Below are 15,780 nucleotides of genomic sequence, written 5' to 3'. Positions count from 1 at the left end.
CGCCCCCGATATTCAGCCCTGTCCCCAAGCGCCGCATTTGTGCAGCGCATCCCCAGGGGACAACCCAAGCTGAGTACAATCTAGTTCATTTCCCTTGTTCTATCCATCGAATTCCCATTCCTAGGCGAAGCCGCTGAGCCAGCGCTCGCGATTCGCACCGCATTGGCGCAACGAACCGCGAACGGCCGGGCTCATTCGGCGATTTCCCGCACCTCCAGATCATCGAACCCGCCGTTGACCGGCGCGTTACCCGCCGAGCCGGAGAGGTAGACCGACAACCCCAAACGGCCTTCGGCCTGCAGTGCGGCGGTGGAGTCGGTGGCGTTGAGCTGCCAGTTCACCGGCTCATCCTGGCCTTGGTTGTAGGCCTTGGCCCGCAAGCTGGTGGAGCTGCTGCCCTGAGCCTGCAAACGCAGCCACACGGCCTTGCCCGGCGAACCGTCTACCTGGCCGATGACGGTCTCGGCGCTCAACGCACTGACGCTGCCGGAGACAACCTTCTCCAGGGTCACCGCCACCGAGCCGTTGGACAGGAACCTGACCTTGGCGCGGTACGCCCCGACGCCAGGAATATCCCGGATGGTCACCGTCTGGTAGATGCCTCCGCCGGTGGCAGCCTTGTCGCGGCTGAGCTTGATGCGCATGTCGCCTTCCCGTACCGTGGCTGGCAGCCACGACAGCGGTCCACTGCCGGCGGAGGACATGCGGATCGTTCCGGTGCCTCCGGCCACGCTGAAGTTGGACGATGAGCCTTGCCGCGTCCAGGTTCCCCCGGTATCGGCGTCACCCCAGCCATCGGAAACGGTGCGTCCAAATGCATCTGAAACCAGCAGGGCCGGTTCGGCGACGACCGCGACCTGCACTTGCTGGACCAGCTCGGCACTTGCGCCGTCCTCGTCGGTGACCACCAGCTTGATCGGATAGCCGCCTGGCTCGGCGTACTCATGGGAGGCATTCTGGCCGCTGGCGGTGTTCCCGTCTCCGAAATCCCATGCGTAAGTGGCAATCTGACCATCAGCATCGCTGGAGGCGGCGCCATCGACCTGGACTTCAAGTCCGTTCACTTCCAGGGCGAAGGCCGCCACCGGTGCCGAATTCTGGACATCCACTTCGGTTTCAGTGCGTGATTCCAGCCCGTTCCCATCGCTGACCGTCAGGGTGACCGTGTACCGGCCGTCCTCGGCGTAGCGATGCTGCGCGGTTTCTCCCAGAGCGTTCTGCCCATCGCCGAAGTCCCACTGGTATCCGGCAATCGGCGAATCCCCGGCCGTGCTGCCCGAGGCATCGACGCCCAGTGCGAGTCCGCGTACCGTGGTGCTGAACTGCGCCTGCGGACCTTGGGCGGCGGCAACCGTGGCCACCTGGCTGATGGTGCTTTCCCGCTCCCCTGCCTGGACGGTCAGCGTCACCGAGTAGGTGCCGGCCGACTCGTAGCTGTGGCTGGCCGCCACTCCGCTGGCCTGGGTTCCATCGCCGAACTCCCACAGGTATCCGGTGATCTCCCCGCCGGCTGCCGGAGGCAGCGAATCGGAGGCGTCCACGGTGATCGCGAGCTCGTCGGCTTCCCAGGTGAAGGCCGCGGTCGGATCCAGCTCGGCCGGGTCCTGCACGGTGACTTCGCTGGAAGCGGTGCCGGTGGCGCCCTCGTTGTCGGTGACGGTCAGGGTCACGGTCTTGGTGCCGCTGCTCGAGTACTGGTGCATGGCTTCGGCCCCGGTCCCGGTGGTCCCGTCGCCGAAGTCCCATTCCCAGGACACGATCTGCCCATCGGCATCCTGCGATGGAGCGGCGGTGAAGACGGCGGCCAGTCCGTCGACGGTGGATTCGAAGGCAGCTTCCGGTGCCGTGTTCGGCACCTTCACTTGCACCGAATTCGCCACCGTGCCGGTGGCCCCGTGCTCATCGGCGACCACGAGGGTGACCTCGTAGGTTCCCGGTTCCGCGTATTCGTGGGCGGCTTCGGCCCCGGTGGCCTCGGTCCCGTCGCCGAAGTCCCAGGCGTAGTCCAGTTCCCCGCCCTCGGGGTCTGCGGAGCCAGCACCGTTGACTTGGATGCCCAGGCCGTCAACAACCACTTCCATGGCCGCGAGCGGAGCGGAGTTTTCCACCGTCAGGATGCTCTGCGCCTGGGCGGTGGCCCCAGCGCTGTCTGTCACCGTCAGGGTCACCGTGTACTCTCCGCCTGCGCCATAGGCATGCTCCACGTCCTGGCCGGAGGCCTTCTGGCTGCCATCGCCGAAGTCCCACTCGTAGGACAGCTCTCCCTGTTCCGGATCCTCGGATCCGGAACCGCTCAGGCTAACCTTCAAACCGGTCTGTTCGCTGGCTATCGCGGCCACCGGCGGCTGGTTGACCGCCTTGGCCTCGACCTGCTGCGTCTTCGTGGCAGTGCCACCGCGGTCATCGGTAATGGTCAGCACCACCGTGTAGGTGCCGGCCTGGGCGTATTCATGAAGCACTCCTTCGGTCTGCACGGTGGTGCTTTGCCCGTCGCCGAAGTCCCAGGCGTAGCTGGCGATGGTGCCGTCGGCATCGGTTGATCCGCTGGCGTCGAAGGCCACCGCCAGACCTTGGCTGGTGCTGGTGAAGTCGGCCAGCGGATCCTGGTTCGGCTCGCCGGCAATCCCGTAGTGCTCATTGACCTCGGCTTGGCTCAGTGCCCTGGCGTAGACGGCGGCCTCATCGATTTCGCCATCGAACCATGCGGAGCTGGCTCCGGACCATACCCGGTCCCCGCCAATGCGCCAGTAGCCGTTGAACGGCTCGGCCGCGGTTTGCGGGTTGGTGCCGGTGAGCGCGCCATCGACGTACAGCTTCATGCCCTCGCCGGACAACGTGGCAACCAGATGATGCCAGTCCCCGTCGTTGTAGGCCCGGCCGGTGGTGACCAGATTTTCAGCTCCGGTGTAGACGCCGAAGACCAAGGTGCCGTCATTGCGCATGTAGACATGCCGGTCGTAGCTGGAGGACAGGCCGCTGGCCGCATTGCCGAAACCGATGATCTTGCCTCCATTGCCCGTGGTTGTCCGGAACCAGGCCTCGGTGGAGAACACTGTCGGGTTCTGCACCGCCCGGTTCGAGACCACCGCGGCATCGGACTCCCCGAAGCCCAGCGATGTGCCGTGGCCGATAGCGGAATCTTCTGCGTAGCGGACCGGGCCGTTGATGGTTCCGTCGTTGCGGGCGATGGTGCTGTCCGTGGCCACGTTGCCCCCGGTTTCATCCAGGCGCCAGTACATCTGCGGTTCATCGCCGTAGACCGCGATGCCGTAGGCATCGGCTGGAGGCTCGGGAATGTCCGCAGTGCGCCCGGTGGACTGGAAGAGCTGCAGCACGGTGGCTGCGTCAATTTGCTCGTTGAAGATCGCCACCTCGTCCAGCTCGCCGTTGAAGGCCTTGCTCGACGGCTGGTTCGGCCAGCCGTTGAGGTTGTCCCCGCCGATGCGCCACATGCCGGAGTATGCCTGGCCGCTGCTGGCATCGGTGCGTTCGGCGACCTTCAGCCCGTCAACATACAGGTGCATTCCGGCTTGGCCCAGGGTTGCGGTGAGCTGGTGCCACTGCCCGTCGTTGTAGCTCGCCGAGGAACTGACCGTTGCCGCCCACCCCAGCCATGTGCCAAAGTGCAGGCGTCCGGAATTGTCCATCCAGGCATGGCGGTCGTAGCTACCGGAGTCGCCGGTGGCCGAGCTGCCATAGCCAATCAGCTTGCCGCCCTGGTCGCTCTCGGTCTTGAACCACAGCTGGGTGGTGAAGGTGTCCGGCGCGGTCGCGGCATTTCGGCTCGCCAGCGACTGCCCGCTGAACCCGCTGGCGTCATCGTCGCTGATCGCACCGGGCAGGCCGCGCTGCAGGGCCGCGCTGGCGTCGGCATCGACGAAGCCGATGTTGTCAAAGACTACGCTGCCATCGGATTCGTTCAGTGGATAGTAGATATCCGCGCCGGTCTCTCGCAGGACCTGCGTATACGGACTCTCGGCGCTGTTGCTGACGGTCACCGGATCCGAGCGCGGACCGATGTAATTATTGCCCCACGGGTCCGAGACGCGTACCCGGTAGGTGTGGGTGCTGCCCGGAGCCACGCTGTCATCGCGGAAGCCCAGCGACTGCTTTTTCCACCAGATGGAGGACACGTCCTGGCTGTCGATGGCGGTGAGCGAATTATCGCGCAGCAGCTCGTAGGTGAGCGTTTCGTCATCGATATCCCAGGTGGTCGGCCAGGCCACGCGCACGGAACCGCTGTGTTGGGAGATCGCCGACGGCTTCAGCTCCGCGGTGTACTCGGGCCGTATCGAATTCGACGACAGCGACCGCTTGGGGAAGACAGCCAAGCCCTGCTGGTTGGTGTTGTTCAACCTGGTGAACTCGCCGCCGAGAACCAGGTAGTCCCCGTTATTGTCCATGGCCCAGCCACCTTGGTACTGCCCGGTGTAGGTACCGGTATTGATCGAGGGATACCAGTGCAGCAAGGTCGGGATTGGCTGGTTGCGCACCAGCGAATTATTCGACGGCGCAGTGGCATCCGTACCGGTGGCGAAGGCAGTCTCCGCCAGCGCGCGCTTCCAGATCATCGGATTCTCCTCGGGGAACCCGTTGACCGACGAGCAGTCGTGGGCGTGCGGGGTCGAGTAGACCACGTCGCCCATGATGCTGATCGATGAGGTCGATCCATAGCAATTATCGAGCCAGATCAGGTCTCCGGTGGCGTAATCGGCGGCAAATCGGCCGTCGAACCAGTGCCAGCCCATGCCGTTGTTCGCCGCGTAGATGACGCCGTTTTCCAGTTTCAGGTCCACGACCCATGCACGGGCATTGTCATCGATCCGCGCCGGGACCGGAGTGGAGCTCCATGCCGCCTGCTGGCCGGTGGTCTCATTCACGGCGCCGATGCCGACCTTGGGCTCGTTGTTGATCGTCTGGAAGCGTCCGCCAATGACCACGCGGTCGCTCTGGTCGGTGGCGATGATGCCGTGGACGATATCATCGGTGGCCGGTGCCCACGCCTGAAGTTCCGCGTTGGCGCGGTTCAGCTTGGCGACATTGCGCCGGGTTTGGTTGGCCACGGAGTTGAAGGAGCCGCCCAGGTAGACAGCGTCGCTGGTCACTGCAAGGGTTTCCACGGACCCGCCCACGCTGGCGGAGAAGGAAGTCAGCGCCCCGTTGGAAGTGGTGAATTCAGCGATCTTGCTGCGGGCTTGGCCACTGACGGCGGTGAACTGTCCACCTGCGTAGAAACGGCTTCCATCCGGAGAGAACTCGATATCCATGACTGGAGCGTTGAAGTTCGGGTTCCAGGGCAGGATCTGCCCGTTGGTGATGTTGAAGGCCATGGCGTTATTGCGAACCACTTCCCCGGCGCCGCCAGGATTCGCACCGCTTGGCCGTACCCGGGTGAACGAACCGACCACATAAGCCACATTCCCGCGCACACGCAGGTCCCAAGCCACCCCGTTCAGCTGCGGGGTAGGAAGATGATTTGCGCTGACCGTCTCGGGCAGCTCGATTTCCTCTTCGCCAGCGGCTGTCGCCGGAATTGCGCTCAGGCCGGCAATGACCAGCACAGCCGCGGCGACCGAAGCCAGCACCCGTGTGAATCGCCGCACGGGTGTGCGCCGGCCTGCCGTTATCTGCTGCTCTTCCATGTCCATTCCGTTCATTGTTGATACCGGGGCTTTGCCAAGTCAGCGCTGCTGGGCGAATCGGCCCGCTGGTTGCCCCTGCCGGGGCAAGTGCACGGCAACCGATTTCTGCAGCCACCGCCGCATGGCCAAGCCGCCGGCCAAGGCACCAGCGGCGGCGGCCCACGGAACCAGCCGGTAGTCCGAAGTGAATACCAGGACCGAGGCAATCAGCACCACGGACAGGATGCTGTCCATGAACCTGATAGCAAATACCGGCCGTGCATTCTCGTGTACCGCAGCCAGCAGGCCATACGGCGTGGATGCCGCCACCGCGCTGGCATACGCCAGCCACCCGGTAACAGCAAGACCTGACGGGCGGATGCCCGTCAGCAGAGGTCCGCCCCAAGGCAGCAGCACCAGCCCAATGGCCGCGCAGCCTGCGGTGGCCAGCAAAAGCTTGAGCACCACCGAATCAGTGTTCTTCAGCTGGCGCCAAGGACCGGCATCTCGGTCGCGGGCCAGTGACGCAAACAGGTAGGCACAGGTGCCGGTGACCAGCAGCATCGCAGGAGCAGCATAAAGCCTAGCCGCCTCCAGCGCGCCGGCTGCGGCCAGGCCGATCAGGGCGGTGACGAGCACGCGCATCACGGTCAGCTGGGCCGGGCGCAGTCCTTGCAGGGCAGAGCGCCAGATTCCGAATCTGGCCACAGCCCGGATTTGCGCCGGACGGCGGGCCGGCGTTTTTTCGCTGTTTGGCAGGCGCAGCCAACCGAAGGCGGTTCCGGCGCATTGCCCGGCCAGGACCGCCAAGAAGAACGCTTCCAGCGTCAAGGTGGAGAAGACGCCGAATCCCAGCAGCACCATGCTGGTGGTTCCCAATACCACCAGGTCCACCGCGATCAGCTTTCCGAAGCTGAGGATCACCATGTAACTGCGCCGAACCAGCTCTTCAGCGACGTAGGCAACCACTGCCAGGCCGTAGAGCACAGCTCCGAGCAAGCCCAGCTCGGTACCCGCCCAGCAAAGCAACGCTCCGATGGCCCCCAGGGACAGGGCCAGCAACGCGAGCCAGAAGCGCAGTCCGGCCCGCACATGCGGATCATGCCGGTCCAGTACCGTCAGCGAGTCGCCGACAAAGCCGGAGATGACGGCGGCTGCAAGGATCAGCGCTCCGTAAAGCGTCGAAATGAGGCCCAGCGCCTCCAGCCCGAGAAGCTTGGCGGCCAGCATCAGCACAATCAGGCTCGTCAGGGACTGGATTGCCTGTGCCGTGGAAGATGAAGCTACACCGGCAACCTTGTTCAGCAGGGTTCTGGCTAGAGTCATTTCTTCTCTGCCTTCAACGTGAACAACCCTGGAGCGTGCTGGTTGTCCAGATCCACCTGCACCTTTGCCACGGCGCCGGCATCTTGGACGATGAAGGCGTAGTGGGCGCTGGCCTGCTTTCCTGCCTCGATCGTGCCAGAGAAGTCATAGGCCTCGACCTCGCCGTATAGCGGCAGTGCTGCCTGCTGGCCCTTGCCCGGCACGAGGTTAATGATCACACTGGAGATGTCCAGTTCCTCACCGGATCCATTGCTAATCCGGACCTCGTACACCCGGTATTTCGCTCCGGTGAAATAGCCTGGTCCCTCGCTTTTCACGATGCCATTGCCGATCGCGGCAACCGTGACGTTGACGCCGTCCCGATAGCTGGCTTGTGTCGCATCCTTCATATTCGCCGGCATGCGGTCTGCGGCCCTGACTGCTTCACCGGAGCGCTTCACCACCGGCAGCTTTCCATCGCCGGCTTCGAAGGCTATCCCGCTGTAGTCCGCTGGCTTCTCTACTTCGGGTGTTGGCTCGTCGCTGGGCACTTTGGTAGCTTCCAGCTGCGGCGCACTGTCTTCCGGTGCCTTCGTCGGATTGGCCTGGGGCTTCCCAGTTGGCGGTGCGTACGGTGATGGTGCTTGTTCTTGCGGCGCCGCATTGTCCAGCTCGCTCGCCTGGGGCGCAGCTGAAGTGCACGCTGCAAGCAAGAAGATCGACGAGCAGAGCATCGCCAGCGTTGACAGAATTCTTATCCGTCCGGCGGGTTTCGTGGCAAAGGAGTCGGCGGCAGCTGGGGGGCAAGTCGTGTTTTCGCGCGACTGACATGCCGCCGACTCCGCCTCATGAGCCCACCCGGAACTCGCAAGCGGGAATTCTCCCGCGCAGGAAATCGGATGGACTGGTTGATGCGCATCCGGCGGTGTCCCGCCAGAGCAATTCTTGTTGATAGCCCGAGTGCTTCCAGGCTCATGTGCTCGCAACGAACGCATTTTCTGATCCCCCACAGAATCCGTACTGCTTTGTTTTCGAACATTGGTTGCGCTTGGCACCCGATGAGAGGTAGCGCATGCTTGCGGATCCTGGCTGCAAATTGATCCGGCCCGATATCTGCTTGTCCCAGTGGCCCTGCCACGGCGTGCCCGCGGGCAAGCTGCAAGTTCTCATCCTGGCTCCTAGTAGGCACCGTCGGGCTTGATCATGACCTGGAAGGTACGCCAGATCAACCGCAAATCGCTGAGCACGGTCCAGTTCTCTGCGTAGTACAGATCCAGCCGCACGCTTTCCTTCCACTCCAGGTTTGACCGTCCGGAGACCTGCCAAAGTCCGGTCACCCCCGGCTTCAGCAGCAACCTGCGGCGGGCCTGGCCCTCATAGGTTTCCACTTCGGCGAACAGCGCCGGACGGGGTCCGACCACCGACATGTCCCCGCGCAGGACGTTGAGGAACTGCGGCAGCTCATCCAATGAATGCTTGCGCAGCCAGTTGCCGCACCGGGTGACCCTCGGGTCGTCTTTCAATTTGAACAGCGGCCCTGCCCCTTCATTCAGCTTTTGCAGGGCGGCCAATTGCGCTTCGGCATCGTGGACCATGGTGCGGAATTTGATCATCTTGAAGGGGCGGCCGTCCTGTCCGGCCCGTTCTTGGAGGAAGAAGATCTTCCCCGGGCCCTCGCGCCGGATCAGCAAGGCGATCACCAGGAAAACCGGTGACAAGGCCAGCAAGGCGAGCAGCGAGAAGACGATGTCGAAGCCGCGCTTGCAGAGGTATCGCGCTCCGGTGAACTTTGCCAGTTCCACATGCAGCAGCGGCATCCCATCCACGGGGCTGGTCCGCACGCGGCGGCTGGCAACCCCGATGATCGAGGAGGCCACGATGAGCCTGGTCCCGGTGCCCTCAAGCCGCCAGCCCAGTTGCTGCAAGGCTTCATTGCCACCGGGTAATGGTCCGGCCACGATCACCGAATCAGCATGCAACCGCTGGATTTCCTGCTCGATGGCGCCGGTGTCGTAGGCCAGAGGAAGGGTCGGATCGGTTTTGCGGATATCGCGTTCGGCTTCCGGATCCGCCGCGCCGTCCATCAGCGCGCCAACGACCCGGTAGGCGGGCCCGGATTTCTTGGAAATCTGGCGGACGGCGTACGGGACGTCGGTGGGCTGGCCGTAGATCAGCACATTGCTCAAGGCGTAGCCGCTTCGGCTGCGCCAGCTCAGCCACTGGCGACAGGTCCACCTGCTCAGCAGCAGTGCGGGCAGTCCCAGCGGCAAAGAGAGGACCAGGAAAATTTTCAGGCTGTCCTGGCCGGTGAGCACGATAAGTACCCCCATGAAGCCCGACAGTGCCAGCCCCGAATAGACCATGATCTTGTATTCCTGCATCCCCACGGCAACACTTCCCAGCCGGTGGGCCTTGAAGGATAGCAAGCTGGCCATCCAGGCGAAGGTGAGCAGCAACCCGGCCAGCACGTAGTAATGCGTGCTACCCGCAATGAACTGCGGCATCTGCGAGCTCTGGAATTGCGTGATTGCCGGCAAGGAGCTCACCAAGGAAATGACCAGCAGATCAGTGCCGTAAAGCCGACGCAGATAAGCGCGGCCCCGGGCACTGGCGGTACCGGTTTCCTGATTTGTCCTTGGAGGTGCGAACGTCCAGGTGCCGAGAGAAGATACGCGATCTTCGCGCAGCCTGCTGCTAATTTGCGACATGTCTTGTTCCCACCCTGGCTAGCGATTCGACGCAGCAAGGGTGGTCGCAGACCGGCAACACAACGTCAATCATCTGTATTCCCCCAAGAAATAAGCGAGTTCCCCAATACACATGGCAATCGCGCTGTCCCACCAGCCCGGCTGCCGTTCTCGACCTTGAGCCTATGATGCGAATGCATCCGATGCACGAGTGGAAGAACACTCAAAAGATGGCCTGCATATCCTTCAAATACTCACACGGCACTTGGTTCATACTCGCTCGCTACTTGGAAGGAAGTTTCCGGGCATGGAAAAACCCTGCACCGGCGCAGAGGGGTTGCCGATACAGGGCCTTTTCGGGAAGGGACCGGCGGTAGCGCTGGGGGTAATCCTCGCGGATTCGCTGGCCGCCGGCCCCGTTTCAGGGAAGAGCTTCGCCGCCACGGCACCGACCGCGCACCCTACGGATAGGCACTCGTTCGCAAAAGAACGCCTGCGTAAGTCTCCAGCTCCCGCAAATCACATTACCCACCTGTGCTGGGCCGGGCACGGGTGGTACCTACTCCAAGTTTGCGCAAACCGGCACGTGCTACCTGCCGGTTGTACCCGCTTCAAGCCCTGCGTGATCCAATTCCGCGCGCTCGGTAATCCCCAACTTCGAAAATACCCGGTAGAGATGCCCCTCCACCGTGCGCTGCGAGACCGTCAAGGTCCGGGCAATCTGCGCGTTATTCAATCCCTGCCGGGCCAAACCGACGATTTCCGCTTCCCGGGCGGTCAATTCGGTCAGCGCCAGGACACGGGCGATGTACTTTCCCGGGTCCATCCCCTGTTGGTCGATCAGTTGGGCGGCCCGGCGCAGCAAGGCGCCGCAGCGCCGCTGGTCCCCGGACTGGGCGTAGCGTTCGGCCGCCCGGGCCCAGGCCTCGATCACCACCAGGTATTCTTTCTTGGCCAGGGCGTCCTGGGCCAGCTGCTCCAGCGGCTCGCCAAGCTCTGAGCCTCGCAAGTCCATCAGGCGCGCCAAAAACGCCGCTCGCGATCCCTGCTGCCCCGCAGCCAAGGCACGCAGTCTTTCACCCATCTGGGATTCGGCCAGCTCCTGGTCCCCCAGCTGCCGGGTCATGCTGAAAAGGAATTCGCGTTCCACCAGCGGGAAGCACTCCAGCGACTCACCCGGATACGGATGGCCCAGTCCCGCTGCGAAGGCCCGTGCGAAGATGCGCTGCTTCGACGACTCCTCGCCCAGTTGTCCGTTCAGCGAAATCGTACCGCTGGAACTGAAGGACTCGGGCCCGGTGACCAGGGCTTCAGGCACCGGAAAGCCCAACCGGGCCAGCAACAGCCGGTACAGATTACTGGCCAAGGCCAGCAGTTGAGTGGTGTCCGCAATCTGCAGTTCCGTCACGGCCTCGGCCATTTTGGCCATGGCGAGCTGTACTCTGCCTTGCAGCAGGTGGCTGACGCCGTCGAGCAGCGAGATTGCCCCCTGGTAGTACTGGATGGAACGGAGCCGGGCATGGCGGTAGGAGTCGATGAATGCCGCGGCGCGCTCGTATTGTCCCAAGAACAGCAGGTTCCAGCCAATGCGGAAGAACACCCGGACCTCGTACATGGACTGCGGGGCCGGGTACTCCTTGAGGTCTTGCAAAGCCGGTTCCATCAGATCCAAGGCCTGCTGGCACCGGCCGGCGGACGTGTGCAGGTCGCTGAGCACCATCATGCCGATGAAGCGCACCTGCGCGGGCAGCAGCCGGTCCTCCAGGAATTCTTGCAGCTCGGAAACGCTCGGCAGTGGACCGCGGGCGGTATTGACCCTGAGCCAGAAATCCAGGACCCTGGCCCCTGCGCTATGCAGGGCCAAGAAGCTGGCTACCTCTTCTGCGTCCGCGTGCCCCAGGGCCCGATGCTTCCAATCGTCCAGGATCCGCCCCAATTCGACGCCATCGGTTCCGATATTCGTGGTGACCTCCAGCAGGTAGGCGTAGGCCTGCCCCAGCAGCGCCAGATCGGTCAGCTGATCGATCAGGCGCAGCAACAGCGCGCGCGCGGCATGGTGCCGCCCCATGCTCAGCAGCATCCGCGCTTCGAGCAGCGCTCCTTGCCCATGATGCCGGGCGAGCTTACCCAGGACGCATAGACGCAGGGCCAACCCGAAATTCAGTTCCCGAGCGGCCTGCTCGGCCAGATCCAGGACCAACTTCATGGGCACCTGCTTACCGGTTTCCAAGGACCACAGCACCTCGCGGGCGTTTGGCTCTTTTCCCAGCGAGACCGCCGCGGTAACCCACAGGTCATGCAGCTGTGCGATGTCATGTTCGGTGGCCAAGGCGCGGACGATCCGCTGCATCAGCTTGGATTTCAAGACCATTGCCGGGCCTTGCTGCATCAGCTCACCGATTTTCAGCAGCCGTTGGTAAGGCAATCCGCACTGCTCCAGCACTTCTGGGGGCTGCGGGCCAGCCAAAGCCAACAGCAACAGCGACTGCTGCTCCTGAACGGACAGGGTCCGGGTGATTTCCCGGCCCAGCGTCAACATTGGCGTATCGATTTCCGGAAGTGCGCGGGCCACGATCCATACCGGCTCGTGGAGCCCGTGGCTCTGCAGCAACCTGTCATCGTGGAAAAGCGTGCCTTGTTCCAGGCAGGATGCAGCATAGGCTTCAACGAAGCTGGGGTTACCGCCGGTGACCACGTCGATCAGGCTCACCGTGCCCTCGGCGAGCTTGCGTCCGATCACGCCTTCGGCCACCGCGCGCACTCCTTTGCGGTCCAGGCGCTGCAGGGCCATGGTGGTGAAGGATCCCAGCTCGGCCAGCGCGCCCAGCGGGCTATCCGCTTCCAACGACCCGCTGCCCAGAGCCAGCACCTTCACCTCGGCGTTTTCCACCAGCAGAGAGAGGATAAAGCAGGACTGCGGGTCCAGGAACTGCGCATCTTCGACGACAACGATATGCGGTTCAAGCTGCCCGCGGCTGGAAAGCAGGCTCCGATTCAGTTCGCGCAGCACGCTCACCGGCTCGTCGATGCTCTCCAGGGCCCCAAGATATGGCGACAAGGCACCATGGGCAACAGTGCTCAAGGACGGCGTGCCATACAGCGTCATGACCGGCTCGCCCGCGCCCGAGGAGGCAAGCACTGCCTCCACGAGGCTTGTCTTGCCCACGCCCTGCTCGCCCAGCAGCAAGACGCCGGCGGGACCTGGCCTTTGCAGGATCTGCAGCAGCCGGTTGTATTCAGTTGGCCTGGTCTTGGTAATCAGTTGATGCTGTTTCATCGCAGCCCTGCGGTACGGCGGCTGGTGCGGTCAAGCGCAGTGAGCTCCTGGCGATTTCGGACCTGGAGCTTGGAATATACCTGGTACAGATGCCCCTCCACGGTGCGAATCGAGACGCCATTGAATTTTGCAATTTCCGAATTCGTTTTGCCAGTTATGGCCATCTTGGCGATCTGGGCCTCACGCTTGGTCAACTCGCGCATCCAGCCCGGCTGCTGTTCGATGGCTTCAAACTGCAGCTCGTCGTGCTGCTGGATCTGCGGAGCCGAGGCCCGCTTGCGGCCGTTGACTGCCCGGGCAAGCTTGCGCTGATCCCTGGCTTCCATTGATGTGACGAACTCGTTGTTCGATGGCACGGACATGAGCAAGTGCCCGGCCTCGACCATGCTGTCCAGAGCCGCTGCCAAGCGCGGCGAGTCCTTGGCCGCCGCCGCGTCTGCGAGCGCCTCCAGATTCTGTCCGACAAGGCCCTCGCAGCGTCTGGCGGCGCTGCGCAGCTGCGGCAGCACCAGCTGGTCTCCCAGCCGCGCGGCGAACCCCAAGGTCAGCGCTTCGAGCAGGGTGTGCTGGCCGCCGCGGGCACGCTGGGCGAAGGTTGCCAGCCGCAGCCTTGCAGCCTGCGGCGAGCCGAGTTCGGCCAACGCAAGGCAGGAGAAGACTTCTGCCGCCCAGGAGTAGAAGCTCAGCGGCATCTGCATCGCTCCGGGGGTCCCGTATTCAGGGCATACCAGTGCGGATGCCTCCACCCGCCTCCCGGAGCAAGCCAGCGCATAGGCAATGACCGACCCAATCAGCGCTTCGGTTCCCCGGTCTCCGGCCACTTGCATCTGGTGCAGGTTCGGTTCCAGCAGGCGCAAGGCAGCGTCGTAGTCATTGCCCAGTCCCAGCAGGATCCCCCGCATGATGTCCCCGTAGGAAATGAGCAAGGGACTGATGTACTGCCCTTCGGCCAGGCGCTGGGCGCGGGCTGATGCCGCGTTCCAGACTCCGGAGAGCAATTCGGCCTGGAGCAGCTGGAACTCTATGTCTGCTGCGTCCTCGGAATGGAAATTCGAGACCGTCGGGCCGTTGAAGCGGATATTGCGCAGTTCCCCGTCCACGTAACTGACCAGCTTCATGGCATCGGCCTGTCGCGACTGCGCCGCCCAGCTGGCAGCTTGCAACGACAGGGACCGCAGGTGCAATGACTCGCTCATCCAGCCTGACGAAGACAGCAGTGACTCGCTGCTGCCAGCGATGCTCGTTTCTTTGGTCATCTCGGTGCTGAATAAGGTCGCGAACGTGCTGAGCAGTTCCAGTTCCTGGAATGCGGTATCCAGGGATTCGCGCGGACCGGACTCCCTGACGGCCTGGGCCAGTCCCGCCCTGGCCAGGTCGATTGCTTCGAGTCCGTTGGACAGCTGGCCGAGCATGGCCTGCGCGCGCACGTGCATCTCCACGATGGCCACCCGGGTGCGCGGGTCAGTTGGCCAGCATTCGGCGTGATAGCCCTGCTGCTGGAAGTCTTCTGCCACCCTGAGCTGCGATTCGTAGTCGCCAAGGTCGTTCAGGGATTTCAGTTGCGCAAGGATCCGGGCAGCCAATGGGTCCTTGTGCAGCTTGGCCAGCAGTTCCACACCGTGAGGGTGGGCCTGGTTGCTGGATTCGGCGCGCACGAGCAGGGACAGCAGCGGATTGGATATGCCTACCTTGTAGGCGGCGCCGGGCAGGTACTTGGCCTGGCCACGGTTCAGCAAGCCGTCAAGCTCGCAGGTCAGGCCCGAACGCCGGATGCGGTTGAGTTCCACCGGCCCGCCCAGTGCCAGGGCCCCGAGCAGTTCGCGTTCACCGTCATCGAGCCCATGGACCAGCGAAGCGTGCAGGGCCTGCATCGCTGGCCCGGAATCGAGCGCGTTCATCCGCAAGGCCCAGGTACCGTTGCGCTGCAGCAGCTGGCCGTCTTCGCGCCAGCTGTGCATCAGCTTGAGCATCAGCGAGCGGTTGCCCCCGGCCAAGTAGCACAGGGTTGCCGAGGCGTAGGCGGAGACCCGCCCTTCCAATTCCTGCTGGACGAAAGCGTGCGTTTCCATGCTGCCCATGCGCTCGACGCGCTGGTGCGCCAGCCGGCCCGAACGGTACAAGGCGAACAGGTCCCCAGGAAGATCCTGCACGTGTTCGCAGATCACGAAAAGCTTGATCTTGCCCATCGTGGCCAGCTGGGCGAGCAAGGAGCTGGATTGCTCGTCGATCAATTCAGGCCGCCCGAGCACCACCATTGACGAGCGCTGGTCGGTGCACAGCACCCGGCCCAGCTGGTGGATCAGCTCATGACGGCTCGAAGCTCCGGCCACGTCGACTTGGGCAAGCAGGAATGAAAGCACACCGAAAGGCACTTTCGTGCCGAAGTTGCTTCCGTTCAACCGGATCAGCTTCGGCGGCTCAGCCATCTGGCCCAAGTCGGTTTCCAGCTGCGCCCTTCGACCGCTGCCCGGTGGTCCGGAGACCACAGCTCCGGCGCAATGCGGGTCGTTCAGGACCCTGCCCAAAATGCCTTGCGAAATCCGCGAAAGTTTCGAAGTTGTCTTGCTATCTCCCCGCTGCGATCGAGCATTGCGAGTGCCCGCCAGCGAGAGAATTCGTGAATATTCCATTATTCAAACCGCCCCAATCGGTTCGTTCCCCCAAATTAACCGTGAAAGAATCTGTCAGGACTCTTCCTCGTGTTTCCCCATCCTAGGACTTAAAGGCAGCGAGAACACTGGGTTCGGCAGGATAAATGAAGCTCAGTCACTTTTTCTTCTTTTCCCAGTGATTGCACAACACTTCGCCTTCACTCGGGAACAACGAGTTAGTCCCCATGACTTTTCTAGTTGACTTGGAATAACTCGCACCTTGGGAAGGATTGCCGAGC

At 63.2% G+C, this 15,780-nt stretch carries 6 protein-coding genes; all 6 read right to left on the bottom strand.

The annotated features are described in order from the left end of the window. Positions 1 to 191: 191 nt before the first annotated feature. Positions 192 to 5,648 carry a PKD domain-containing protein gene (locus tag CQ012_RS00485; protein WP_181148979.1) on the bottom strand — a complete coding sequence of 1,819 codons (5,457 nt, stop codon included), beginning with the start codon at positions 5,646 to 5,648 and terminating at the stop codon, positions 192 to 194. A 33-nt stretch (positions 5,649 to 5,681) separates the two neighbouring features. Then, complete coding sequence (locus CQ012_RS00480) at positions 5,682 to 6,947, bottom strand: hypothetical protein (protein WP_105661122.1); 1,266 nt, start codon at positions 6,945 to 6,947, stop codon at positions 5,682 to 5,684. Beyond that, the gene (locus tag CQ012_RS00475) at positions 6,944 to 7,477 is read right to left on the bottom strand and encodes a hypothetical protein (protein ID WP_146112301.1); all 534 of its coding nucleotides are present in this window, start codon (positions 7,475 to 7,477) and stop codon (positions 6,944 to 6,946) included. Before CQ012_RS00475 ends, CQ012_RS00480 begins: the two co-directional genes overlap by 4 nt. 627 nt (positions 7,478 to 8,104) lie before the next feature. Then, positions 8,105 to 9,634 carry a sugar transferase gene (locus CQ012_RS00470; RefSeq protein WP_105661121.1) on the bottom strand — a complete coding sequence of 510 codons (1,530 nt, stop codon included), beginning with the start codon at positions 9,632 to 9,634 and terminating at the stop codon, positions 8,105 to 8,107. A gap of 568 nt (positions 9,635 to 10,202) precedes the next feature. Next, positions 10,203 to 12,890, bottom strand: coding sequence for a helix-turn-helix transcriptional regulator (locus tag CQ012_RS00465; RefSeq protein WP_105661120.1), 2,688 nt, complete (start codon positions 12,888 to 12,890; stop codon positions 10,203 to 10,205). Continuing rightward, the gene (locus CQ012_RS00460) at positions 12,887 to 15,415 is read right to left on the bottom strand and encodes a helix-turn-helix transcriptional regulator (RefSeq protein WP_181148978.1); all 2,529 of its coding nucleotides are present in this window, start codon (positions 15,413 to 15,415) and stop codon (positions 12,887 to 12,889) included. The genes CQ012_RS00465 and CQ012_RS00460 overlap by 4 nt, the downstream gene beginning before the upstream one ends. Between the last annotated feature and the right edge of the window lie 365 nt (positions 15,416 to 15,780).

This window comes from Arthrobacter sp. MYb214, from assembly GCF_002979865.1.
Lineage (GTDB): Bacteria > Actinomycetota > Actinomycetes > Actinomycetales > Micrococcaceae > Glutamicibacter.
This window is presented reverse-complemented; position numbering and strand designations above follow the sequence as displayed.